This window comes from Kistimonas scapharcae (assembly GCF_039540975.1).
GTDB lineage: Bacteria > Pseudomonadota > Gammaproteobacteria > Pseudomonadales > Endozoicomonadaceae > Kistimonas > Kistimonas scapharcae.
Window position 1 is genome coordinate 23,852 of the sequence record NZ_BAABFL010000007.1, and the last position, 25,518, is coordinate 49,369.

Genomic DNA, 25,518 nt, shown 5'->3' on the forward strand with positions numbered 1-25,518 from the left:
GCACGTTGTTATACATAATCCGGCACGCAATAATGCATTGCCGGAATCAATCAGGCCTGTTTGTGTTCAAACCGGGCCTGCAGGCTTTCACCTGCCCACTGGATCAATTGAACCAGTACGATCAATACCACCACGGTCGCCAGCATGATGACGCCGTCAAACCGCTGATAACCATAACGAATCCCGAGATCGCCCAGACCACCACCGCCAATAGCGCCCGCCATGGCGGAATACCCCACCAGAGTCACCAGGGTCAGTGTCATGCCATGGATCAGCCCGGGTAGCGCCTCGGGCAACAAGACACGGCTGATAATCTGCATGGGTGACGCCCCCATACTCTGGGCGGCTTCAACTAATCCGGCCGGTACTTCATTCAGCGCACCTTCCACGATTCGCGCAACAAAGGGAATCGCCGCAATCGTCAGCGGCACAATGGCGGCGCTGGTGCCAATGGAAGTCCCCACCAGCAAACGGGTGAAAGGCACAATCGCAACCATCAGGATTATGAAAGGGATGGACCGTCCCGCATTTACCACACCACCCAACAACTGGTTTAACAGTCGGCTTTCCATGATTTTTCCGGGCCGGCTTACATGGAGCAGCACGCCAAGCGGAATCCCAAACACAAAGCTGAGAGCACCGGCCACGGCCACCATGTAGACCGTTTCCCAGAGCGCCTCCCCGAGCATCCACCAGGCATTAATGGACATAACCTACCACCTCCACGCTAACCTCCTGGCTTCGGAGATATTTAATCGCTTCATCAACCGCCGTCTCGGAACCGAACAGTTCCACCATGAGGAAACCCATGCTTTTACCGTTTACAGTCTCGATATCCGCCTGCATGATGCTGATGTCCACCCCAAACTGGCGTGACGCCTTGGTGATCAGGGGCTGGCCCACGGTACGACCAACAAAGGTGATGCGAATAACAGGTCGTGCGCCCGGCGCCGGTTCCGTTTGAAAGCCGGATTCAAGATCATTGGGCCGTTTCTCATGAATAGCCGTCCGCACAAACTCACGGGCAAGCTCAGTTTTCGGACTCAAAAAGAACTGCTCAACATCATTTTCTTCGATCAGCTGTCCCTGGCTGAGAATAGCTACACGATCGCAGATAGATTTCACCACGTCCATTTCATGGGTAATCATCAGGATCGTGAGCCCCAGCTTACGATTGATGTCTTTCAGCAGGTTGAGGATGGCCACGGTGGTCGCCGGATCCAGCGCCGAGGTTGCTTCATCACAGAGCAATACGCGGGGACGGCTCGCCAGTGCCCGGGCGATAGCCACCCGCTGTTTCTGGCCACCGCTCAATTGGGATGGATAACTGTTGCGCTTGTCACTGAGGCCTGTCAGCTCAAGCAGTGGCAGCACCATTGTTTCGATTTCTGCACTGGACATACCGGCCAATTCCAGCGGTAACGCAATATTGCCAAAGACTGTACGGCTGGAAAGCAGGTTAAAATGCTGGAAGATCATGCCGATATGCCGACGCTCCCGGCGCAGGTCACTCTCGGCCATGGCGGTCAGATCCTTACCCCTGACGATGACCTTTCCTGACGATGGACGCTCCAGCAGGTTCACACAACGGATCAGGGTACTCTTTCCGGCACCACTGGAGCCGACCACACCGTAAATACAGCCTTCCGGTACATGAAGGGAGATTGAGTCAAGGGCTCGCACCGCTGATGCGCCCTGACCAAACTGTTTTGTTATCTGTCTGAGTTCGATCATTTCAGCTCCGCATACTGCTCGTCCTGCGGCGCTAAAAGAGAAGATGAAGTGCCGGCTTGTCTGCCGGTGAGGGCATAAAAAACCACTCTGTCCAGAGAGTGGTTTTCACGAATCCCGTCGTCAACCTTTCTCTTTAGCGATATTTATAATGCGCCCGCAAGCCGAAATACAAATCAGCGCCATGTCGCGAGGCTAAGTGTTGCCATCGGTGCTGTCAAGCCCTCTATACCGCAGGTTTGGCAATATGTGTCCAGACAGCTCAAAAGTGTCAGTCACGACAAGCAGGCGGTTAGCATCACTGACAAGCGCGAAGGGATCCGATAGAGTGACGGGAGCCGTCGAACCGGCGCTTTGTCAGTTCACCTGACAGTAATGTTTTATTATTCCCGCCGCCGATGCCGATATGATTAGCAATATAAACAATGACGCCAGTATGGATGCGAAATAACGCGCCTAACTTTTTGATGTACAGATACTGATACCATCGCATAATCACAACCATAAGGCAGGAGGAAACGCATCATGTCGGACAGTAAGGACGCCCTGAATCAAACCGATGCAACAACCCATGACGGCATGAACCTGCTGTGTGACGGCTTCCGTGATCAACTCATGCAGAACATCCAGCACCTCCGGCAGGGCGACGGCCGTCTGGTACTCGACACGCTGGATGAAACCGGCCAGTGGCACGCCACCCAGATGAACGGCTTTCTCAAAACACTGGTTCTTCCCCCCATCACCGACGCCATTATTGCACTGCACACGCATATTACGGAGAAAAACAACACGGGCAATGGTGCTGCGACAGAAGCCAGTATCCAGCACGGCGTGGAATTATCTGACCTGAGTTATCACGGGGCATTCACCGTTACCCGCCAGCCGGGAGACCGGAAACAGGTAACCCTTCTGGCGCTGCACTTTTTACGGCAGCAGATGGACGCCATTCAGCGCCAGACCGCCATTGAGCTGGCCGACCAGTCCGAAGACATTGACCTGATTCGCTGCAGCATGATTCTTGATGGTCTCAACCAATCCCTGAAAAACCTGATCCAGTGCCTGCTGTGTGCCGCCTTTCCGGATTACTGCAGCAGCGACCGTTTCAGCCATATCCGCATCATTGAAGATAATCAGTGCCTGTTTGACAGCCTCTCCGTCTGCCCCCGGGGTCGGAATACCTGGGCTCCGGCGGGCATCCCGGTGGCGGGGCAGTCAATTTACAGTCAGCCGGATTAATCGGCTCAGGAGGATTTCGACTGGCTAAGCAGGCCCCGAATCTGGTTTTCAATATCCGCACCCGACAGCCTTTTTCCATTCAGGAAAAACGTCGGTGTGCTGGATACGCCATATTGGCGACCAAAGGCTGCTGCTTTTTCCACAGAGCCCTCTGATTCTTTCGATGCCATACAAGCTTCAAATACCCGAGTATTCAAACCCAGTTTTGCCGCAAGGGTGCCAGGCGTTTTTTTGGATAATGATCCCTGTTGTGCATAGGCGAGCTTGTGATACTCCCAGTATTTATCCTGCTGCCCAGCACACCAGGCTCCCCGCATGACAGTGGTTGATATGCCAGAGGCCGGATCCACCACGGGGAAATCCACATAATACACTTTCAGGCTATCGGGAAAGGCCTCCATTAGACGGTTAACCATCTCTGCGCCCTTCTTGCAGTAGGGACACCGGTAATCAGCGAATTCAACCAGCGTGAATGGGGCATCCGGCTTCCCCTTAACCGGATAACCTTCCATGGGCAAATCAAAGACGGGGGCTTTCGGCTCCGGAACCAGCACCGTCAGCTCACTCTCCTGCCGGAGTTTATCCATGACGCCAGCCAGTTGCTGCTGCTCACGAAAACTTTCCAGCTGCTCGCGGATGGCATCCCGCACCTCATTCAAAGGCGCCTGAATATGATCGCGGTAATTCTCATAAAATGCCTGAATCTCCCCGTCAGAAACCGGTTTTATGGTTAACAGCGCCGATCGTATTTCATCGGGGGTCTTCCCTTGTACCTTGGCCTGTTTCTGAACATGTAGCTCCAGAGCCCCCCGCTCAAGCAATGCCCGTTCACTCTCCCAGGCCTCACGACGGATTTCATACAGCGACTGCTGCACCCAGGGTGACAACTGAGACTCTGCGATAGACTGCTGATCAAAGCGCAGCAGCGCAGGGGTGTCAGCAACAGCTGTAACACTGAACAGCAGGCTACTGATGACCGCAAAAACGACGTTTTTCATCAAGGATGATCCCAGGTATTCAAGAAAAACAACTTCCCTGTCACCCATTCCCGAAAGCAGATCCAACGCAGGTACAGACTCAGTCTTTACCCTTTGGTAACAACCGCAACGCATTGGCTGTCACCAGCGCCGTGGCGCCACTGTCTGCCAGAACCGCCACCATCAAGCCGGTTACCCCCATAAGGCTGGTCACCAGGAAAATGGCCTTGAGCCCCAGCGCCAGTGCAATATTTTGCCGGATAATGGCCATGGCATGACGTGACAGACTGATCACATCAGCAACCTCACCCACACGATCATGGGTCAGTGCGGCATCCGCCGTTTCAAGCGCAACATCGGAGCCCTGCCCCATGGCAATCCCGATATCGGCGGTTCGAAGTGCCGGCGCATCATTGATACCGTCACCAACCATGGCTACCGGTGCGGACGCCTGCAATGCACGAACCGCATTGACTTTGTCTTCCGGCAACAGTCCGGCACGAAAATCCATCCCCAGTTGATTCGCAATAGCCTTGGCGGCCCGGGGATTATCGCCTGTCAGCATGACACTCCCGACGCCAATACCCCGCAGCCGTTCAATCGCATCGCCGCTATCGCTGCGCAGCGTATCGCTCAGCGCCAGCAGACCAACAAACTCCCCCTCCACTGAGGCACAAACGACGGTATTGCCCTGCTCTTCAAGACGAACAATCTCTGCCTCTACAGCCGGTAAACACGCCACAACCTCAGCCATGGCAGCCGGGGAACCCACTCGAATATTCTGTCCTTTTACAACACCATGAATGCCATGCCCGGCAAGAACGGTAATCTCATCAGCAACCCCAACATGGATACCTCGACGCTCAGCCTCCGCCAGTATAGCCAGCGCCAACGGATGGCTCGTGCCTTTTTCCACCGCCGTCACCAGGGACAGCCACTCGGTTTCTGGCAACCCGAAACTGACAATTGCTGTGACTTCAGGTTTACCCAGCGTCAATGTGCCGGTTTTATCAAACGCCACCTGGCGAATACTGGCCAATTGCTCAAGCGCTGCGCCGCCCTTGATCAGAATACCTTTGCGGGTCGCTGCCGCCAGCGCCGATGTCACGGCCGCGGGCGTCGAAATAATCAGCGCACAGGGGCAGGCTATCAGCAAGAGAGCAAGGCCTCGATAAACCCAGACATCCCAAGGCTGCCCCGCCAACAGCGGTGGTAATACGATCACCAGACCGGCTATGACCATCATCAGCGGGGTATACCAGCGGCTGAACCGGTCAATAAAGCGCTCGACCGGCGCCTTATGGGCTTCCGCCTCTTCAATCAGGGTCAGAATACGGTCAATGGCATTCTCGCCCGGCTCGGACTGAACCCGCAGTTGCACCAGCCGATCCGTGACCAGGCTGCCGGCCAGGATCCGATTCCCGGCAACATATTCAACGGGCAGGGATTCACCGGTCAGCGCACTCTCATCGAAACTGCCCGCCTCGGTGAGCAGCTCTGCGTCCACGGGCAAACGATCGCCTGGGCGCACCTCGATAAGATCCCCTGGCCTGAGGCTGTCGGCCATGACTTCAATGCGCTCATCACCGCGGATCAGGATGGCCGTATCCGGCGTGAGTGCCATCAACGCCTTGACACCACTGCGTGCACGGTCAGCTGCCAAGCTCTCCAGTTTCTCCCCGATCATGAAGAGAAACACCACCATGGCGGCTTCAAAGCTTTCCCCCAATGCGAGTGCGCCGATAACAGCAACCGTCATCAGGGTTTCCATACCAAAAAAGTTGCCGCGCCCTGCCTGCCGCAGCACCCCCTTCATGATCGGAAACAAGCCCCAGAGCACTGCGGGCCAGAATGCCCAGGCTCCCATTTCAGGCAATACAAGACGGCTAATGCCTCCAGCAATCATCAGTCCCGTCAGAGCCAGTAGCTGCCGATGTTGCAGTAGTCGTTCTGTGATGGAAGCCTTGGAATCAGCACGTTTGCTGACACCGGATAGCCCATACCCTAATCCGGTCACAGTGGCTTCAATCTGGGAGAGGTTCAGGCGGGAGGCGTCAAATTCAACAGTAAGACGCAGGGAGGCAAAGGTAATGCGTGCTTTAATCAAACCATCCAGGCGATGGAGGGCAGTTTCTACTTTGCTGATACAGCTGGGGCAATCAATACCGCTGATCGTCCAGGTATGGCAGGAAGGTGAACTATCGCCCTCTTCATCCTCTTCCGCACAGTTTGCCCGAGGAGCACTGGTACCTCCTGACTCAGCTCCCGAAGCACAGCACGCTGCCACACCTTCCGATGCCTGCTGGCAACAGCTTTTGACCGCAGGGGCAGTCTGCGTGGCATCTATGGTCTCAGCATGTCCATTACAACGACGGCTTGAGCAGCATGACATCATTACACCCTCAATAAATAAATTATAATTCATATGAATTATAATTTATTTATTAGGTAAGGCAACCGGTTTAAACCTCCACATTGACCGGAAACAACTGCCAGCAGGTAATGATCCGTCGGCCATTATTCCCGGACATGTTGGATCAAGTCATTAAGAACACACCGAATATGGTCATCATCGAGCGTGTAGAGCACCTGCTTACCCTGGCGGCAAGCCTTAAGGATACGGGCATCGCGCAGCCCCTTGAGGTGATGACTGGTAAGAGACTGGGACATACCTGCCAGCTCCGATAGGCGTGCGACCGGCTGTGGCTCCACCATGCAGGCCAGCACCAGTTTCAGTCGGCCTTCATCCCCCAACTGTTTGAACAGGCCGGCCAGCGCACTGTGTTGCTCCGGATTCAATGAGAGACTGTCAGCGGTCATAAATTGGTTTTCAGCACGTATTGATGGTTATTCATCCTGCCAGGCGTCAAGGATTATGGGGCCTGGCCAGGTATTCACGGGATTGCATTTCCTGCAACCGGCTCAAGGTCCGTTTGAACTCAAATTCCAGTCGTCCGTCACGGTACAGGGATTCCAGCGCCGTCTCGCCTGACATAATCAGGTTTACCCCCCGATCATAGAACTCATCGACCAGATTGATAAAGCGCCGTGCCTGATCATCCATACTGCCATTCAGCTGCGGTACCTGCTCAATCAAGACGGTGTGGAATTCCCTGGCCAGTTCAATATAGTCATTCTGGCTCCGCGGGCCATCACAGAGGGCAACAAATGTGAACCAGCCAATATCATCACAGACTCGGATCGTGCGGATCGGGCGCCCTTCAATCTCCAGCACCCGCCCTTCCTGGATATGGGCGCTGTCTGCCACCAGCTTGCAGAAGCTGTCATGCAGACTGTCCTTGGCCGCCTCATCCAGTGGATGGTGATAAATCTGCGCCTGCTCAAGTACCCGCAAACGGTAATCCACGCCACTGTCGACATTAACGACCTCGGTATACCGGTTCAGCAGGTCAATCGCCGGCAGGAACCGGGCACGCTGAAGACCGTCTTTATATAGCTCATTCGGAACGATATTGCTGGTTGCCACCAGCGTAACACCATTCTTGAACAACTGTTCTAAAAGACCACCAAGGATCATGGCATCGGTAATATCAGAAACAAAAAACTCATCAAAGCAGATGATTCTGGCTTCTGCCGCCAGCCGCTGCCCCACTATCACCAGGGGGTTCTTTTCACCATCCAGGGATTTCAGCTCTTCATGCACCCGCCGCATGAACCGGTGGAAATGGGTTCGCATTTTGTCGGGAAACGGCAGACTGTCGAAGAATGTGTCCACCAGATACGTCTTGCCCCGACCAACACCGCCCCAGAAATACAAACCCTGTAACGGTTCAGGCTGACGCCGCTGTAGCTTTGAAACAAGGCGCTTCAGGCCTGATGACTGACGCGCATCCGCAGCCAGCAGGTCATCATAAAGCCGCTGAAGGTGATGTACTGCGTCTTCCTGGGCCTTGTCGTGGACAAACCCCTCCCGCTGGAGATCCAGACGATAACGCTCAATGGGTGTCCGCTCACTGGATGTCATGGTAATCCCTGCGCTGATGTTTCTTCTGACTGCTGCACGGCCTGCGGCAGGCTTCCGGGCCCTTGCCCCGCAGGCGCGACACTTTACCGACCTGCATCAATAGTGGCAACAATTTGCCACAGATGGTAACCGCACAGCTCTATACAGCCGGGATAAAAGATTATAAGTTAGAGTCTCAGCCGGGAACTACTGACGAATCAAAGAGGCTTATTTTGGAAACAGCGAACTTGTTGTGGATGACGGGTGGACTGGCCTTCTTTACCGGCCTGGTGATGGGAATGGTCATCAATCACCTCCTGGGTGGTTCCCGCACCGGGAGCAGCCAGCTGCGCAAGCAACTGGACAAGGCCGAGGCCGAACTCAACGAATACAGGGAAAAAGTCGCGGATCATTTCAGCACCACCGCGCACCTGGTCAACCGCATGACGGAAAGCTATCGCGATGTACACGAGCATATGGCCGCCAGCGCCAATGAGCTGTGCACCGATGAGCTGACCCGCCAGCGCCTGAACGACGCCCTGCTGGGCAGCAACAGCCTGCTTTCAGGCAAGAGCGACGAAAAATCGTCACAGGGAATGGTTGAAGCCCCCAAGGATTACGCCCTCAAGAGCGATCCGGAAGAAGCCGGCACCCTGGCGGATAACTTTGGTCTTGATAACACCAAGAAAGCCGTTAATAACGCCTGATTTCATACCCCTTCGGGCAGGTCTCTGTACCTGCCCGCTCTCAATATAACCTTTCACTGAATACGATCCCCGTTTTATCAGGATTAGCCATAAACACACCTGCCTCCCTGCAACCAACCTATCGACTGCCAACGCCTGACAACTAGACTTGATGGTATAGACCTGACGAATTGCTGTGATGTATGTCTGGCACACAAAGGACGTCCGGACAGGGAACGCAGAGCAACCTGCTGAACACCCAGTCCGAATCAACAAAAAATAAAAAGCCGGTAGAGCGAAAGCATGCCGATGAGTTTTCCCGCTACCTGGGAAAAGATCAGGAACCGCCTGCAGAATCCTCCCCCTCAGCGATCAGCAAGCCGGGGCAGGCAAGCCAGGCGGCAAAACCCGTCCCAGACCAGGTCTTTATGGTCAATAACATGGTGAACAAGAATTTCCACTATGTGCGTGATTCCCGGCAGTTCCAGACAACCGACTACTGGCAGACACCGGAAGAAATGAAACAGAACATGGCGGGAGACTGCGAGGATTTCGCCCTGCTGAAATACCAGATCCTGCAGGAACGCGGCGTAAGCGAGGACCGGCTTTCACTGGCCTACGGCAAGCTGAATGGTGAAGGCCACCTGATCACGCTCTACAAGGACAATGAAGGTCATGAGCACGTCCTCGACAACGCCGCCAGCGATATCCAAACCGTAGAAGAGCGGGATGACTTGCGGGTACTGGTACGCTTCAAAATGGAAGACGTCTCCTATGGCAAGGACGGCTGGTTAAAAGTACTGGAAAAGATTCGCTCTCGCGCCGACTGATTAACGGATTCAATAAACCAGGGACAGGATTACCACTATGGGCAACCAACGCACACTCAACTTACGCTTTCTGGCAGAACCTGCTGACGTCAACTTCGGCGGCAAGGTCCACGGCGGCGCCGTGATGAAATGGATCGACCTCGCCGGTTACGCCTGCGCCGCGGGCTGGAGTGGACGTTACTGCGTCACAGCGTATGTCGGCGGCATCCGGTTTGTTTCCCCGATCCATGTCGGCAACCTGGTTGAGGTGGAAGCCCGGGTCATCTACACCGGTCGCAGCTCCATGCACATCGATATCAATGTGCTGGCCTGTGACCCGAAATCCGGTGATCGTCGCCAGACCACCCACTGCATTCTCATCATGGTAGCCGTCGACGAATCCGGTCACCCGGTGAGCATTCCCGAGTGGGTGCCGGAAACCGAGGAAGACATCCAACTCAAGGATACCGCCATCAAACTGATGGATATGCGCAAACAGATCAGCGACGAAATGGCCATACTGTTCGGTGACAGAACCTAACCACAACCCTTATAGCCAGCGACCGAACTGGCAGATTCTACAGGATTGACCATACTGGCTTCGCCAACGTTTTCCCATGAGGGTGTCACCGTTCTCACATGGCCAGTATGCTGTCTCTCTCTCCGGGCACCCTGAAGCTATTGTCAGCCGCTGGCAGTACGCTGGAATTTTTCGACTTTACCCTGTTTATCCTCTTCGCTCCCCAGATTGCTTCCAACTTCTTTCCTTCGGAGCATGGCTGGAGCGGGGTGTTGCCGGTAATGCTGCTCTTTGCCGTGGGCTATATCCTCCGCCCTCTGGGCGGACTCCTGTTCGGCCATATCAGCGACCGCCACGGCCGGCGGACCGTTTTCCTGAGCTCCATCACGCTAATGTCCCTGGCAACACTGGGGATTGGCGTATTACCTGATTACCACGCGATTGGCCCTCTTGCCCCCTGCATTCTCCTGGCATTACGGGTGGTACAGGGCATCTCCCTCGGCGGCGAACTGCCCGGCGCCATTGTGTACACGGCAGAACATGCACCCGCAAACCGACGTGGCGGCGCTACCGGGCTGGTGATCGCCGGCGTCACTTTTGGCAATGTGATAGGCAGCCTGAGCGGCGTATTCCTGCACAGCATTTTGAATGATGCTCAAATCAGCCAGTGGGGATGGCGTATACCCTTTATTGTCGGTGGCATACTGGGCATTGCGGGTTACTACTGGCGCAGAAAATTCAGTGAAACGCCTATTTTTAAAGCGGCCTGCTCAGCAGATACGCCTTCAGGACTACCGCTGAAAATCATCATTACCCAATTTCCCGCCCACTTGATCAGGGGGCTACTGATTGCATCCGTACCAGCATCGATTGTCGCTGTCTTACTCTTCATACCGAGATACAGCCATCATTATTTACATAACACAGGAATCTCTGACTTCACCCTGACCACCATGCTTTTCTTATTGATTTGCTTGAATACGGTGATGTTTGCCCACTGGTCCGATAAAACCGGACGTCGCCCTATTCTATTCGCAGGCTTGGGACTGCTGACGGTATCGGCGCTTCCCGTATGGGCAATCCTTCTGAACACCCCGGAATGGAGTTATATCATTGCACTGCTCACTGTGCCTTTCGGCATGATCATGAGCTGCTATGAGACCATGCTGGTCGAACTGTTTCCCACAGAAGTGCGAACAACAGGGGTTGCCTGTTGCCATAACCTGGCATTTGCGTTGATTGGCGGACTGACGCCCGCCTTACTGGAAAGTCTTTGCCAGGCAGGATTGCTATACAGCCCCGCCTGGGTGCTGACCGCCTGCAGCCTGGCGACCGTGGTGGCAGTTTTTGGCTTGAGTGACAGCTACCAGCAGCCACTCTCACAGCTGGCAACGAAATCCGACTGAGATTCGCCGCGCCAAAATCATCAACAACGCGGCTTACTGGTTTTCCTGTTCGGTATCAAGAAAACGCTCAGCATCCAGTGCGGCCATGCAACCGGTACCGGCAGAAGTAATTGCCTGACGGTAGATATGATCCATCACATCACCCGCTGCAAATACACCGGGGATGGAGGTTTGCGTCGCATTCCCTTCAGTACCACTCTGCACCTTGATGTAGCCGTCTTTCATGTCCAGCTGATCGGCAAAAATCTCGGTATTCGGGCTATGGCCGATGGCGATAAAGACACCCATCACATCGATATCAGACATTTCACCTGTCTTGACGTTTTTCACCCGAACACCGGTCACGCCGGCGTCATCGCCGAGCACGTCCTCCAGCACGGAATCCAGCACCAGACGGATGTTGCCATTCTGCGCCTTATCGTAGAGCTTATCCTGCAGGATTTTTTCTGAACGGAACTGATCACGACGGTGAATCACGGTCACCGTTTCCGCGATATTGGACAAATAAAGCGCCTCTTCTACCGCGGTATTACCGCCGCCAACAACTGCGACATGCTGCTTGCGATAGAAGAACCCGTCGCAGGTCGCACAGGCAGATACTCCGCGCCCCTTGAAGGCTTCTTCACTGTCCAGCCCCAGGTAACGGGCACTGGCACCAGTCGCGATGATCAGTGCATCACAGGTATAGACGCCACTATCACCTTCCAGACGGAAAGGGCGCGTCTTCAGGTCAGCCGTATGGATATGGTCAAAGATGATCTCGGTATCAAACCGCTCGGCATGGGCTTTCATCCGCTCCATCAGGGCAGGGCCCTGCAGGCCTTCCACGTCACCCGGCCAGTTATCCACCTCAGTAGTGGTGGTCAGCTGTCCCCCCATCTGCATACCGGTGATCATGACCGGATTCAGGTTTGCCCGGGCGGCATAAACGGCGGCGGTATAACCGGCAGGGCCAGAGCCCAGAATCAGCAGGCGGGCATGTTTCACTTCACTCATCAATCGCTCCGAATTCCGTTACCATTGTGCGGCGAAAAACTGTGGCAGACATCATAACGGTCTGCGAATATCTGAACCAGTGAATCCTTTCAATTGTGCTGATAGACAGGTAACCCAATGCCCAACCCCCTGCAGTCGCCAGTCGGTGGACTCGATTACTTCCTTCAGGGCCTCAAGCGCCTGAAGGAACCGGCGGTTTTGCCCTTTATTGCCATTCCATTGGCCATCAACATCCTGGTGTTTGGCCTGCTGATCTGGTGGGCAGGTCAACAGTTTTCCGTATGGGTTGACCAGGCCGTCGCCTGGCTGCCGGACTGGCTGTCCTTTCTGCACATTCTGCTGTGGCCGTTGTTTGCCCTCACGATCGCCCTGGTCGTGTTTTTCACCTTTACCCTGGTGGCCAATTTTATTGCAGCTCCCTTCAATGGTTTTCTGGCAGAAAAGATTCAACGTGAACGCACTCCCCACCTGCTGCCAGAAGATAATGGCTGGAAAGATCTGGTCGCCATTATTCCCCGCAGTATCGCCCGGGAAGGTCAGAAGCTCGTTTATTACCTGCCTCGGGCACTGGGATTACTAATACTGACTTTCATTCCTGTGATCAACCTGGCCGCACCCTTTCTCTGGGCACTATTTTCCGCCTGGATGATGGCGGTTCAATATGTGGATTACCCGGCGGATAACCAACAGGTTCGCTTCAAGGACATGCTGACACAACTTAAGAGCCGTCAGCGTACACAGCTGCTGGCCTTTGGTGGCATCGTGGCTTTATTCACCATTATTCCGTTCATCAATTTGATTGTTATGCCCGCTGCTGTAATAGGCGCAACGTTTTTATGGATTGACAGGCAAGTCAATTAATCAGACATACACTGAAACAGGCTCCCCTGTTTCAGTCCAGCTTTTGTTTACTGCGTATTTGTATGATTTTGTCACTCAATCGTTCCAAGAAATCACTCCCTACTAAACTATCTTGGTCAAATTTTGCAACGGCATCAGCGAAATACTCTAAAGAGGGCAGCCCCATTTCCAGAATATCATCAGGACAGGAACCAAGCTGAAGTAATTCAAAAACTACGACATTATTTTCAGCTCTTATGGCAAGCATTAAAGGAGTCATCCCCTCATCATTCTTGGCAAATAGATTTGCCCCCCCCTTATCCCACAAAACAAGCAACTTTATTGTCGGCAAAAAAGCAGTTTTAACAGCTAAATGTAGTGGTGTATCTCCAGAATCATTCTTAGCATGTAAACTACCACCATGCTCTAAGCATATGCCCAACGCACTCTCTACTTTTTCAGAGGCCATATGAAAGACATGCGCACAGTCGATACGAGAAGACGCGCACCGCCGAACATAGCCAAGATAATATTCAGGCTTACACATGAAATGCATTGGAGTATTACCAAAGTCATCTCGTAAAGAATCATAACCTTGCTCACGCAAAAACTGATTAAAGGCTACATCATCTCTTTTCAACAAAAGATCAATCCATACCATTGGATCTATCTTTTTGGAAACCAAACAATGTTTTTCGCGCTCATCGACATGACAAGATTCATCTAATTCATCATTTGAAGAGCTACCAGAATCCAAAACAGCTATAACCTTTGCATTTTGCCGGCATGGAACCACTGACTTTCCAACAATCACCTGCTCAAAATTCTTGCAATCTCTTTTTGAAAGCATCGCATTTCTATGTAAATCAAACATCGCTCTCAATTTATCACATCCAGCCTCATCAAGATATCCACCTATACTTTTTTCCGTTTCATCTTTCAAATCCAGCACATTTTCAGAACTCTCATATTTACTCAGGTAATACTGTAAAACTCTTGCATGTTTATTTTTTATTTCACCGGACAAAAACCTGAACTTTTCATCATTACTATCAACCCAATAAAAACAAGCTCCACCCTCCTCAAGAATTCTAATTATCTCATCACGCTTTTCACAAGTAGACTCTAAAGCCTCTTGAAGCGCTGAACTTATATAATCGCTTGGGTCATCAGGCATATTCATCCTAACATCCCAGAATCTGTTATTTCCTTCAGCGCTCTCTGACAAGATGCCGACATCTCCATATCTACAAGCTTGCATGAACTTGAGCCCCGGTGTTATTTCATACCGGCCAGTAGTTCGTCGTTGCAGCCCCTCAGTTTTTGTTTCCAGTCTCAACCAGCTATTCCTACAAGCATATTGCAAAGCCCGTTCTATACCTTGCTTACCTTCATGCATACTTTTTAGCTCAGCAAGTGAGCGTGGTTGCATATCCTCTAGAATATTCAGAGTAACTTCCCTAGCATTCTGCTCAACCTTGGCATTAATTTTATTTCTCAACTCAAAGAACTGAATCATTACATCATTGCCCGAAGCCATAGCAACTTCATAAGGAGTCTCACCCCTACTATTTTTTGCAGAAAGATTCTTGCCATAAACATCTATATTCTTAAGATAATAATTTGCCACATTCGTTTTTTTTGCATACATTGCTTCTTGGTGCAAAAAACAGCCATCCACAGGTTCTGGCATCGTGGCATTCATCATTTCTAAAACCGAAATAATGCTTAATCTCTCCTTACATTCACTATCAAGGGCCTCTATTAATGGGCAACTTAAATATCCATCAGGACGATAAGGAATTTCAAGAGAAAAGTTTATTTCCATATTTTTAACTTGACACTCTCGAATTTCATCGATCCGTCCATACTTGCATTCAAGCAAACATGACATTCGAGGAGTTAGGGAGTATTGCTTAGCCAGACCTTCATATTCAATACCAAAAAGCCATCCCTTTTCGATACCCAATGCCACACCTTGATGCACAGCTTCAACCGTTCGCTCCGCACTATTAACCCTAACTCCCTCAAAAATATCTTCAAATTTCATTCTATTGTCACTATCTGCCAACACTTGACATACTTCACCCGCAAAAATCCTTGAAACTCCCTTCTCAACAAGATTGAAAAAATCAACCATAACTTTGTTTCCATACTCTTTAGCCACATCAGAAGGCAGCTTTCCCATCTTGCTTCGAGCACTTAGCATTACGCAGTCAAAATCTTTTTCTTGCAAATAGTAAGTTACAACTTTAGTTTTTTCTGCATACGCTGCTTCTTGATTCAAAAAAAGATTATCTCCAACATCTTGACTAAAAGGCAGTTTCGCATTTCTCTTTATCAGCATATCAACGACTGCATTCTTCCTCATCCACTCTCTCTCACTATCAATAGCTTCTACCACAGGACAACTCAGATAACCCTCTGGACGATCAGGCATCTCCAACGAAAAATCCAAATCGCGACAATACTCTTCAACAAGACTAACATCTGCTTCTTTACAAGCTGTCATAAGTTGAAGTCTGGTGGTCGTTTCATAAGTCCAACCAGAATTATCATCACCATATTTTTTCAGCCAGCCTTTATCACAGGCAAACAAAATACCTTGACTCACTTGTTCAATCGTTCGTTCAACATGTTTACGGGATACTTCTTCATGAATCGTTTCTTCACCAATTGGATCCATGAATTCTGGCAGGACCTCACAAACCTCTCTTGCAAAGGCTCTCCGGATATCTTTCTCTTGAGAGGTATCTTTTTCTATTACTTTCCATGTTTGATGTTTAGCTACTTCTACGCTTGCCATGCTGACTAACCTTTGAACAATAAACTCATGCCTTGGTCAGCAACACCTTATGAAAGTTCCCCTTAAACCAAATCATACATGATATGACTAACTAAACTGACTTCATTACTGACAGACAACCTCTAATCATAGAAAGCCACACGCATCACATCAGAAATAGCGATACACTGTATAACACCTACACAGCAACAATAACAAATGCAGCAGGAGACTCATTATGCATGTCTTCTACATCGCCCCAACCAGCTATGGTGTTGGCCTGACATCTATCGCACTGGGCCTCGTACATGCGCTCGACAAGCTGGGGCTGAGAGTTGGCTTTCTTAAGCCGGTGGCACAACAACACCGCTCAGATACGGGTCCGGAACGCTCCACCCAACAGGTTCGGGCAGCCACTTCGCTCACGCCACCGGATCCAGTTCCCCTCTCCAAGGTCGAAAACCTGCTTGGCGCCAACAAACGTGATGAACTGCTGGAAAGGGTGGTCAATCAGCTGTCTCAGGCCGCAAAAGATGCCGACGTTGTGGTGGTTGAAGGTTTGGTACCCAGTCGCACCATGCCCTATGCCGGACGACTGAATGTCGATATTGCCCGAAGCCTGAATGCCGACATCATCATCGTCCACGCACCGGAAGATGAAACACCCGATGATACCGCAGACAAACTACAGATTACTGCTGACACCTTTGGTGGTACTGGCAACCCGAATGTCATTGGCTACATCCTGAATAAAGTTCATCCTGACTACCTTGCCAGCCTGATTGACCGAAACGGTGAATGTCAGACATTGCGCCCCTTTCGACGCAAGGCTTTTAAGCCGATTGGCCATATCCCCTGGAATAACACTCTCTCAGCCCCCAGAACCCGGGATATCGCCACACTACTGCAAGCAGAGATTCTGAATGAAGGCGAGATTGACAACCGTCGTGTGGCACACCGGGTGCTCTGCGCCCGCACGGCGGCTAACATTGTCCAACATCTGCGCCCAGACGCCTTGATCATTGCCCCGGGAGATCGTGATGACATCATCATGGCAACCTGTCTGGCTGCACTGAACGGCGTGCCTTTAGCAGGCCTGTTACTGACGAACGACCTCCCTCCACAAGAGCAGATCGCCACACTCTGTCGTCGAGCAATTCAGGAAACCGGTCTGCCAATCCTGATCACTGACAGCAATTCTTATACAACAGCAACCCGCCTCGACCGAATGAATACCGAGGTTCCCCTGGATGATCAGGAGCGACTCCAGAAAGTCATGGATGATGTCGCAGAACACCTCGATATTCGCTGGCTTCAGGATCGCTGTGGCGAACCGGTCGAACCCCGCTTGTCACCACCGGCCTTTCGCCATCAGCTGGTTGAAAATGCCCGCAAGGCCAACAAACGAATAGTATTACCCGAGGGGGATGAGCCAAGAACGATTCAGGCCGCCATTCTGTGTCAACAACGAGGTATTGCGCGTTGCGTGCTGCTTGCTCGAACGGAAAGCGTGGAACAGGTCGCCAGCGAGCTGGGCATTACCCTGCCAGCTGACCTGGAAATTCTCGATCCCGATACACTCAGGCCACAGTATGTCGACCCGATGGTGGAGCTGCGCCGTAGTAAGGGCCTGACCGAACCCATGGCAGAAGCCCAACTGGAAGACAACGTGGTACTGGGCACCATGATGCTGGCACAGGATGATGTCGATGGGCTGGTATCCGGCGCTGTCCATACGACGGCCAACACTATCCGCCCGGCCTTCCAGTTAATCAAGGCACGCCCAGGCACAAGCACAGTGTCATCAATTTTCTTTATGCTTCTGCCTGATCAGGTGCTTATCTATGGTGACTGCGCAGTAAACCCGGATCCCGACGCCAGCGCCTTGGCTGATATTGCGATCCAGAGTGCAGACTCAGCTGCCCGCTTTGGCATTCCACCTCGAGTGGCCATGATCAGTTACAGCACGGGCTCCTCAGGTCATGGAACCGATGTTGAAAAGGTTCGGGAGGCGACTCGACTGGCCCGGGAAAAACGACCTGACCTTTTGATTGACGGCCCACTTCAGTATGACGCCGCCGCCATTGCTTCCGTTGCAGGCAGTAAGGCGCCTGACAGTCCCGTAGCCGGTAAAGCGACAGTGTTTGTGTTCCCTGATCTGAATACTGGCAACACAACATACAAAGCCGTACAACGCAGCGCCAATGTCATCAGCGTTGGCCCAATGCTTCAGGGATTGCGTAAACCTGTCAATGACCTGTCCCGTGGTGCGCTGGTTGACGACATTGTCTACACCATCGCCCTGACAGCCATACAGGCCACCAGCAACTAACGCGTCGCTTTATTTACGTTTCGACGGTAACGGTGGAACAGCCCTGCGTTCATGCAACAAGTGACGCAGGGTCATGAGCGGATGTTTGAACAGCATACGTGGCCCGGCATAACGCATAATGGCTTTGGCCTTGTCGCGCATGGTGGGTTTGTAACAATGGATGGGGCAGCGGGAGCAGGTTGGCTTGTCGGGGCCATAAGGACACTTGTGTAAACGGAATGCCGCAAAATCCAGAAATTCACGGCATTCCGAACAGAGGTCATCGTCACACTCATGGTGATCGCGGCACCAGAGCCTGACCATAGCGGTCATGGTCTGGTGCTCACGTTCAAGCACACCGGTCAAAGGCTCAGGAAGCTGCCGCATCCGCCTTACTAACCGGGGCCATATTGGCCGGTTCCAGCTTCCCAGAAGAACCGAACATCTGCAGGCTATGCTTCTTCAGCCAGCGCATGCGACGGCGACGGGCAACACTCTGCATATCCACATCGCGGTCACATTCGTCAACGATTTCCATGCCAAGCAGTGTTTCGATCAAATCTTCAAGTGTCACCACACCCTGCATGTCGCCGTACTCATCCACCACCATCGCGATATGAGAACGTTCAACAACCAGTCGTGAAAACAGGGTATCCACCCGCTCACGATCCAGTACACGGAGGATCGGACGACAGAGACTACCTAATGTCGCGGTACCGCCAGACTGATGGTGTGCGGCCAGCACCTCAGCACGCAGCACAAAGCCAGTGATGTCATCCGGCTCCCCTTCATACACCGGGATACGGGAAAAGCCCTTGTCACTGTACTTTTCCAGGTACTCCGCCGTAGTCACGGATTCAGGAAGAGAGAAGACCACCGTCCGCGGCGTCATGATGGTATTCAGTCGGCCATCACGGAAGCGCAGCAGACTCTGGAGAATCTGGTTTTCTTCTGAAGCCAGCTCACCCTGACGACGACCCAGCTCAGCCAGCGCAGAAATCTCCGCCCGGAGTTCACTGTCATTCCCATGACCGTGGGTCATGCGGGACGTCAGTAACTCAAGACACCAGATCACCGGCGACAGGATACGCACCATCCAATTCAGACAGATCGCAGTCATCGGTGCCAGTTGTCGCCACCAGGTTGCGCCAATGGTTTTAGGAATGATCTCGGAAAGTACGAGGATCAGCACCGTCATCACTGCAGAAACAAGGCCAAGATACTGGTTGCCAAATACGACGGCCGCCTGCGCACCAACACCTGCAGCACCGGCAGTATGCGCCACGGTATTCAGGGTCAGGATTGCGGCAAGAGGGCGGTCAATGTTGTCCTTCAGCGCTTTGATGCGCTTGGCGGAACGATCACCTTTCTGCTCAATACCAGCCAGCCAGGACGGCGTGATGCTAAGAAGTACGGCTTCGAATACTGAGCACAGAAATGAAACAAGAATGGCTACCAGTGCAAACACTACCAGCAGTAACAAGAGGGCATCCTCATACTATTAAACATGCTCGCATCGTACCTGAGTCCTGGCAAAAAAAATGCAAAGAATCTGTAAATGTCAGAAAAAAATTCCGGTTTGGTTAGTCACACTGACAATGCACGTTTGCCAAGCGACGGGAGATACGTAGAATTGCCAACAGTGAATAATCAGATCGGACAATAGACCCATAGCAATGCTGTCATTTCTGCCTCCTTTTCTGCGTGGTTGCCTCTCGGCCCTGCTGCTGGGATTGAACACCCTGTTACTGTGTTTGCCGCTGATGGTTTTCAGCCTGAGCCGGTTCCTGATTCCCGTGAAAGCGTGGCAAAGACTCAGCACCCGGATCTGCATTGCCATTGCGGAGTTCTGGATTAGCATCAACAGTGGCTGGATGAAACTGACCCGTCCCATGGACTGGCAGGTCAATGGACTTGAAGGGCTTAAAAAAGACGGCTGGTACCTGGTAACCTGCAACCATCAGTCATGGGCTGATATCTTTATTGTCCAGCACCTGCTGAATCGCCGCATCCCCATGCTGAAGTTTTTCCTCAAACAGGAACTGATCTGGGTACCGATCATCGGCCAGTGCTGGTGGGCGCTGGACTTCCCTTTCATGAAGCGCTATTCCAAGGCTTACCTGGATAAACATCCCGAGAAACGGGGAGAAGACCTCAAGGCGACCCGCAAGGCTTGTGAGAAATTCCGTGAAGTACCGGTTTCAGTCTTTAATTTTATGGAAGGTACCCGCTACACCGAAGCCAAACATAAACAACAGCAGTCGCCATTTCGCCATCTTCTCAAACCCCGTGCAGGCGGCACTGCCTTTGTATTAGGCGCCATGGGCAGCCAAATGAATACCATGGTTAACATCACCATTTCCTATAACGGACCGGTACCCGCATTCTGGGATTTTCTCTGCGGAAAAGGCGATAACGTCAGCATTGTGCTTGAACTATTGCCAATTCCGACTCAATACCTTGGTAAGGATTACAGTAACGACACGGAATTTCGTGAACAGTTCCAGCATTGGGTTAACGAGCTTTGGACGGACAAAGACAATTTACTGGACTCCATGAACAGCGAATCGTCGCCGAAAGAAACCACCTACGCAGAAGCCAGCGGATAAAAAAAGGGACAGTATTCACTGCCCCTTTTTCTTTACCTCTTATTGATTAGCCGGCGGCTTGAGTGCAATCGTAACCCGACGATTTTCAGCACGCCCTTCCGGTGTTTTATTGGAAGCAATTGGCTGACTGGATCCTACACCGTAAGCTGTAATGCGTGTGGGAGAGATGCCCTGTCCGATCAGGTAATCTGCCACACTGTTCGCCCGGTTCTGCGACAGCGGCAGATTAATGCGTTTTTCATCACCGGTTGAGTCGGTATGACCGACTACAACGATCGTGTTGTTGTCATACTCTTTCATCACTCTCGCCACAGAGCCCAGCACCGGATAGAAATCTGCACGGATGTTGGCTGAGCTGGACGCAAACGTGATATTACCAGGCATAATCAGGTTCAGCTGATTGCCTACACGCTGCACCTGGACACCAGTACCCCGTAACTCCGCACGCAGCTTGTTTTCCTGCTGATCGACGTAATACCCATACCCACCACCGGCAGCCGCACCCAATGCTGCACCGGCCAATGCGCCATCCTTACCGTTCGCCAGTCCGCCAACAACCGCGCCAGCCAGGGCTCCCAGGCCACTGTACTTCGCCGATTTCTGGGTTTCCTGCTCACCGGTATAGGGATTGGTTGTCTGGCAGCCGGCAAGTACAGCACCCACCAAGACGACAGCAGTCAGCTTCTTCAATGCAAAATGTGATTTGGCAACTGTCATTGCACGTTAACCTCTAATAACCATGTTCTCGCGGATTTCTTCACCGATCGTCGTATCAGGACCATGCCCTGCAACCACTACGGCCTCTTCATCCAATGTATAAAGTCGCTGACGAATGGAACGTTCAATGGTTGGGTAATCACCGCCCCACAGGTCAGTCCTGCCAATCGCACGACGGAACAGGGTGTCGCCGGCAATCAGCAGTTTGTGATCAGCAAACCAGAAGCTCATGGAGCCCGGGCTGTGTCCCGGCGTATGCATGGCAACGCCACAGCAGCAGGCCAGCTCTTCATCATCATGCAACCAGAAGTCAGGGCCTGGTACGGGACGGTATGGTACGCCAAACATACGACACTGGGTTTCCAGATTATCCCAGAGGAATTTATCCTCTTTGTGCAGATGGATAGGTGCCCCGGTCTTCTCTTTCAGCTCGCCACTGGCCAGGAAGTGATCCAGGTGAGCATGGGTATGGATCAGGGCAACGATCTGAAGATTATGTGCCCTTACCCTCTCAAGGATCAGCTCGGCATCACCACCGGGGTCAACCACAATCCCTTTCCCCGTCACCGGGTCACCAATAATCGTGCAGTTACATTGCAGGGGACCGACCGGAAAGGTTTCCCTGATCATTCCAGGCGTCTGATTCATTCGCGTTCCGCTTTACTCATCGTTAAACCGGGTTGATTTTATCAACCTTAAACCCAAATCAAACCCAGGAGGATACTACAAAGCCTCTGAAAAATTATGCCAAAGTCTATCAATCACTCGATAGATAGACGCACCGCAACAAATAAAAGTGAATACCTACTAGCCCATGAAGTCACACTCATTGCAAGAAACACTGGAAAAACAGTCAATCACTGATACTTTTTGTAGTGTAAATCAACCGCACAACATAGATGTTTTCAGTTCATTCTCCAAACCCGAGACAGCCCACAAATCTTTCGACTCACCAACACAGGGCTTCTAGCACCTGCCTCTAACGCCCACATTGTCTGCGAGATCATGCGTTATGATTAGCATTTTCAACCTGCGTCTATTCTCCGCATTTTTACTACCCGTTATCGGCATACTGCCTGACACCACACATGCCTGCACGACCTTTGCCTCAACCGGTAGTGCCAATGCGGATGGCGGACTGCTGATTGCAAAAAACCGCGATTCGCTGTCTGCTTACCAGTCCGTTGAAGTCCGGCAGTCGATTTCTGGAAATCGCTACATCGGCCTGTTTTATAATTCACACAAGCGTAAGCCGTATCCCTACATTGCTGCCGGTGTTAACCAACACGGTCTGGCAGTCGTACAGAATGAATCTGCCTCAATCAATAATGCCAGTCATTTTAATGATGGTGACCAATCCGCTGCTATATACACCATTCTTGAAAACTACCGCTCAGTTGCAGACGTAAGACAAGCCAAACAAAAACTGTTTGCTGATGGCCTGGCGAATTTTCTGATTATTGGCGACAAGCATGAAGCCATCCTTGTCGAGGTTGGCCCTGCCAATGGCTCCTACCAGATCCTGAGTGCCAAAGAAAATGGCAACAAGCTGTACCATACCAACCATTATGTGCTGAAAGAAATGGAACACTTTAACAAAGTCTTCTATCCCGATTCACAGCTCCGTTTCAGCGCCATTAAATCACAAATGAGTGAAGCACCCAGCCAGTTAACCATGGAGGGCAGTTACTACAACTGGGTAAACAGTGCAAAAAATGGACCAAACGACAGTATTTTAAGAAATGTCACCCTGGCGAGCTGGGTTAACCGTATCACTGACGATGGGGCAACCAAACTCTGGATCAGAGTGACCTCACCGAAACATAAATATCAACGTTATCAGCTCCTACTGGATCAGGCTTTCTGGAATAATCCCCCATCGGAGATCCGCCCTGTCGCTTTATCCGCTGAAGGCATTGTGAGTTACCCGGTTGGCAGTGAAGACCAGTATGAATACCAGGGCGGAGAATTCTAAATAACGCATTTGATCGCGTTTATTGTGGGCTATTACCAATAGATGGATTCCCGAACAGCATTCAGAAGCCGTTGATAGTCATCCGGGAAAACATGACCAATGGTGCCAATCCTGAAACAGTCCGCTTCGGAGACATTCCCCGGATAAATCACAAAACCCTTGCCCTTCAAGCGTTCATAAAACTCAGCAAACCGGAAATCAGGATGATCCGGATTGAAAAACGAGGTAATGATTGGAGAGCGAGCCTCTTCAGGTAGCAATGATTTGAAACCCAGTTCCTCCATACCACTGATGAGAACCCGGTGATTCTCGGCATAGCGGCGGTTGCGAGCAGCAATCCCACCTTCCTCATCCAGCTCATCCAGCGCCTGACGGAATGCACGTACAACATGGGTCGGCGATGTGAAGCGCCATTTGCCATAGTTCAGGGTCATGCAGCGCCACTGATCATAGAGATCCAGGCTTAACGAGCGGGCATTGCCTTCCAGTCGATGCAGGGTTGCGGTACGGGCCACGACCAGTCCAAACCCCGGTACCCCCTGGAGACACTTGTTGGCGGAGCTGATCAGGAAATCAATGCCCAGCTCACCAATGTCCATGGGAATGCCACCAAAGCTGCTCATGGCATCTACAACCCAGCAACGTCCAGCCTCTGTGACCACCCGGCTGACGGCTTCCAGCGGATTTAACCGGCCAGTATTGGTTTCACAATGCACCATGGCCACATGGGTAATGGCCGGATCATCAGCCAGTGTCTGCTCTACAACGGAAGGATCCACATCCCCCTGCTCACCAAAGTCCAGAAGCAGATGGTCAACACCAAGATATTCCGCAATCGCCGCCATGCGCTGGCCATAAACACCATTCGCAATCACCAGCAGTCGCCCATCTGGGGGCAGCGCTGTACCAATCACAGATTCAACCGTCGCCGTTCCACTGCCCTGCATCAATACAGCGCTATAACCTGACTCTTTGGTTGCCAGGCGCACTAATCTCGCCCGGACTTCCTGCACGATCGCATTATAGTCATCATCCCAGGTACACCCATCACGCAGCATGGCTTCCTTGACAGAAGATGACGTGGTGATCGGTCCCGGGGTAAGAAGCAGGTAAGGTACATCCGGATTGTCGGACATAGGCATCCCTTATTAATGCTATAAACAACCGGACAGCGATAGGTGCACTGCCCGACTCCTTGGCTACAAGCCTATTCCGGGAGTATGACAATCATATGATGCAGAAAAACGCGCCTTTGGATGTTTCCAGATGATGAAAGACTTTACAACTCAGCACAGAGAGCACGCTACTGTCACACCCCAATTCTCTTCCTCGCCAGTCATTCTTCTTAACATCAAATCGTATTGAGCCATGGTTTGATCCAGTCATTCATTTTCCGGATGGCCAGTTTCGCCTCAGGCCAATCCCAATGAATCTGAAAAACATGGGGCATGCCTTCATACAGGTCGAGTTTTACCGTATGCCCTGGCTGGTCCATGGCCTGGTATAAACGGACAAAATTGCTGAGGAACGTTTCCCGGGTTCCCCCCTGAATCAGCACCGGCGGAAACGGCTTCCCGTAGTCGCCATAAACGGGAGAAACATAGGGGTGCTTCTGCTCAGATTCCGGTGCATACGCATCCGCCGATGATTTCAGGTGCAACTGATAGTGATAAGCAGGCTCTGAGTCTTTCAATGTAATATAGGTGTCGCCTGTCTCGGTAATGTCTGACCACGGCGACCAGAGTACCAACGCGGCTGGCAGGGACTCTCCCTGGTCTCGAAGTTTCAACACGGCACTCGCTACCAGACTGCCGCCAGCCGAATCACCGTAAGCGACGATATCCTTCCACTGATAACCTTGCGCAACCAGTCCCTTAAACCTTAACTCCCGCTTAACGATCTGAAGAAGTAAGGCTAAATTGAATGAAGAGAGCGTCCCCTGTGCTCTTCAGGCAA

At 51.9% G+C, this 25,518-nt stretch carries 23 protein-coding genes and 1 riboswitch; of the genes, 9 read left to right on the forward strand and 14 right to left on the reverse strand.

From position 1 onward, the window contains the following. Positions 1-50: 50 nt before the first annotated feature. Positions 51-710 carry a methionine ABC transporter permease gene (locus ABD892_RS00570; RefSeq protein WP_345192751.1) on the reverse strand — a complete coding sequence of 220 codons (660 nt, stop codon included), beginning with the start codon at positions 708-710 and terminating at the stop codon, positions 51-53. Next, positions 700-1,734, reverse strand: a complete 1,035-nt coding sequence (gene metN / locus ABD892_RS00575) for a methionine ABC transporter ATP-binding protein MetN (protein ID WP_345192753.1) — start codon at positions 1,732-1,734, stop codon at positions 700-702. The genes ABD892_RS00570 and metN overlap by 11 nt, the downstream gene beginning before the upstream one ends. Positions 1,735-1,846: 112 nt before the next feature. Next, positions 1,847-1,924, reverse strand: a riboswitch (SAM riboswitch). 332 nt (positions 1,925-2,256) lie between these two features. Here metN and ABD892_RS00580 point away from each other — a divergent pair. Further along, positions 2,257-2,967, forward strand: coding sequence for a hypothetical protein (locus ABD892_RS00580; RefSeq protein WP_345192755.1), 711 nt, complete (start codon positions 2,257-2,259; stop codon positions 2,965-2,967). A gap of 5 nt (positions 2,968-2,972) precedes the next feature. On the opposite strand, the gene ABD892_RS00585 is transcribed toward ABD892_RS00580, so the two are convergent. The 4 genes from ABD892_RS00585 to zapE all read right to left on the reverse strand — a co-directional run bounded on the left by ABD892_RS00585 (position 2,973) and on the right by zapE (position 7,929). Further along, positions 2,973-3,965 carry a DsbA family protein gene (locus ABD892_RS00585; protein ID WP_345192757.1) on the reverse strand — a complete coding sequence of 331 codons (993 nt, stop codon included), beginning with the start codon at positions 3,963-3,965 and terminating at the stop codon, positions 2,973-2,975. 79 nt (positions 3,966-4,044) lie between these two features. Continuing rightward, positions 4,045-6,336, reverse strand: coding sequence for a heavy metal translocating P-type ATPase (locus ABD892_RS00590; RefSeq protein ID WP_345192759.1), 2,292 nt, complete (start codon positions 6,334-6,336; stop codon positions 4,045-4,047). Between the two features lie 125 nt (positions 6,337-6,461). Next, positions 6,462-6,764 carry an ArsR/SmtB family transcription factor gene (locus ABD892_RS00595; protein ID WP_345192761.1) on the reverse strand — a complete coding sequence of 101 codons (303 nt, stop codon included), beginning with the start codon at positions 6,762-6,764 and terminating at the stop codon, positions 6,462-6,464. Positions 6,765-6,810: 46 nt separating this feature from the next. Beyond that, positions 6,811-7,929, reverse strand: coding sequence for a cell division protein ZapE (gene zapE, locus ABD892_RS00600; RefSeq protein WP_345192763.1), 1,119 nt, complete (start codon positions 7,927-7,929; stop codon positions 6,811-6,813). A 212-nt stretch (positions 7,930-8,141) separates the two neighbouring features. Between zapE and ABD892_RS00605 the strand changes: the two genes are divergently transcribed. From ABD892_RS00605 to ABD892_RS00620, 4 genes are all read left to right on the forward strand, one after another. Next, the gene (locus ABD892_RS00605; RefSeq protein ID WP_345192766.1) at positions 8,142-8,615 is read left to right on the forward strand and encodes a Z-ring associated ZapG family protein; all 474 of its coding nucleotides are present in this window, start codon (positions 8,142-8,144) and stop codon (positions 8,613-8,615) included. A 182-nt stretch (positions 8,616-8,797) separates the two neighbouring features. Further along, entirely contained in the window at positions 8,798-9,424 is a 627-nt protein-coding gene (locus tag ABD892_RS00610) for a transglutaminase-like cysteine peptidase (protein WP_345192767.1), read from the forward strand. Positions 9,425-9,461: 37 nt separating this feature from the next. Further along, positions 9,462-9,944, forward strand: coding sequence for an acyl-CoA thioesterase (locus tag ABD892_RS00615; protein ID WP_345192769.1), 483 nt, complete (start codon positions 9,462-9,464; stop codon positions 9,942-9,944). A gap of 98 nt (positions 9,945-10,042) precedes the next feature. After that, entirely contained in the window at positions 10,043-11,329 is a 1,287-nt protein-coding gene (locus ABD892_RS00620; RefSeq protein WP_345192771.1) for an MFS transporter, read from the forward strand. A gap of 33 nt (positions 11,330-11,362) precedes the next feature. Here ABD892_RS00620 and trxB read toward each other — a convergent pair whose 3' ends face one another. Then, positions 11,363-12,325, reverse strand: coding sequence for a thioredoxin-disulfide reductase (gene trxB, locus ABD892_RS00625; RefSeq protein WP_345192773.1), 963 nt, complete (start codon positions 12,323-12,325; stop codon positions 11,363-11,365). Positions 12,326-12,442: 117 nt separating this feature from the next. On the opposite strand from trxB, the gene cysZ reads away from it, so the two are divergent. Then, positions 12,443-13,186: a sulfate transporter CysZ gene (cysZ, locus tag ABD892_RS00630; protein ID WP_345192775.1), complete on the forward strand. Its 744-nt coding sequence runs from the start codon at positions 12,443-12,445 to the stop codon at positions 13,184-13,186. Between the two features lie 31 nt (positions 13,187-13,217). Here cysZ and ABD892_RS00635 read toward each other — a convergent pair whose 3' ends face one another. Further along, on the reverse strand, positions 13,218-15,971 hold the full coding sequence (locus tag ABD892_RS00635) for an ankyrin repeat domain-containing protein (protein WP_345192777.1): 2,754 nt from the start codon (positions 15,969-15,971) through the stop codon (positions 13,218-13,220). Between the two features lie 217 nt (positions 15,972-16,188). Between ABD892_RS00635 and pta the strand changes: the two genes are divergently transcribed. Further along, positions 16,189-18,282, forward strand: coding sequence for a phosphate acetyltransferase (gene pta, locus ABD892_RS00640; protein ID WP_345192779.1), 2,094 nt, complete (start codon positions 16,189-16,191; stop codon positions 18,280-18,282). 9 nt (positions 18,283-18,291) lie between these two features. Here the strand turns inward: pta and ABD892_RS00645 are convergent, their stop codons facing one another. Then, the gene (locus ABD892_RS00645) at positions 18,292-18,648 is read right to left on the reverse strand and encodes a nitrous oxide-stimulated promoter family protein (RefSeq protein ID WP_345192782.1); all 357 of its coding nucleotides are present in this window, start codon (positions 18,646-18,648) and stop codon (positions 18,292-18,294) included. After that, a complete protein-coding gene (locus ABD892_RS00650; RefSeq protein ID WP_345192784.1) occupies positions 18,632-19,744 on the reverse strand; it encodes a CNNM domain-containing protein in 1,113 nt (370 codons plus the stop codon). The genes ABD892_RS00645 and ABD892_RS00650 overlap by 17 nt, the downstream gene beginning before the upstream one ends. Positions 19,745-19,937: 193 nt before the next feature. Here ABD892_RS00650 and ABD892_RS00655 point away from each other — a divergent pair, with 193 nt between their 5' ends. Next, positions 19,938-20,870, forward strand: a complete 933-nt coding sequence (locus tag ABD892_RS00655; protein ID WP_345192786.1) for a 1-acylglycerol-3-phosphate O-acyltransferase, YihG family — start codon at positions 19,938-19,940, stop codon at positions 20,868-20,870. A 39-nt stretch (positions 20,871-20,909) separates the two neighbouring features. Here the strand turns inward: ABD892_RS00655 and ABD892_RS00660 are convergent, their stop codons facing one another. Beyond that, entirely contained in the window at positions 20,910-21,587 is a 678-nt protein-coding gene (locus ABD892_RS00660; RefSeq protein ID WP_345192789.1) for a YiaD family glycine zipper/OmpA-like lipoprotein, read from the reverse strand. 6 nt (positions 21,588-21,593) lie between these two features. Continuing rightward, positions 21,594-22,235, reverse strand: a complete 642-nt coding sequence (locus ABD892_RS00665; RefSeq protein ID WP_345192790.1) for an MBL fold metallo-hydrolase — start codon at positions 22,233-22,235, stop codon at positions 21,594-21,596. 364 nt (positions 22,236-22,599) lie between these two features. Here ABD892_RS00665 and ABD892_RS00670 point away from each other — a divergent pair, with 364 nt between their 5' ends. After that, a complete protein-coding gene (locus ABD892_RS00670) occupies positions 22,600-23,562 on the forward strand; it encodes a carcinine hydrolase/isopenicillin-N N-acyltransferase family protein (RefSeq protein ID WP_345192792.1) in 963 nt (320 codons plus the stop codon). Between the two features lie 32 nt (positions 23,563-23,594). Here the strand turns inward: ABD892_RS00670 and phnW are convergent, their stop codons facing one another. Together phnW and ABD892_RS00680 are read right to left on the reverse strand one after the other, a co-directional pair. Next, positions 23,595-24,698 carry a 2-aminoethylphosphonate--pyruvate transaminase gene (phnW, locus tag ABD892_RS00675; protein ID WP_345192794.1) on the reverse strand — a complete coding sequence of 368 codons (1,104 nt, stop codon included), beginning with the start codon at positions 24,696-24,698 and terminating at the stop codon, positions 23,595-23,597. 215 nt (positions 24,699-24,913) lie between these two features. After that, the gene (locus ABD892_RS00680; RefSeq protein WP_345192801.1) at positions 24,914-25,462 is read right to left on the reverse strand and encodes an alpha/beta hydrolase fold domain-containing protein; all 549 of its coding nucleotides are present in this window, start codon (positions 25,460-25,462) and stop codon (positions 24,914-24,916) included. Positions 25,463-25,518 lie beyond the last annotated feature (56 nt).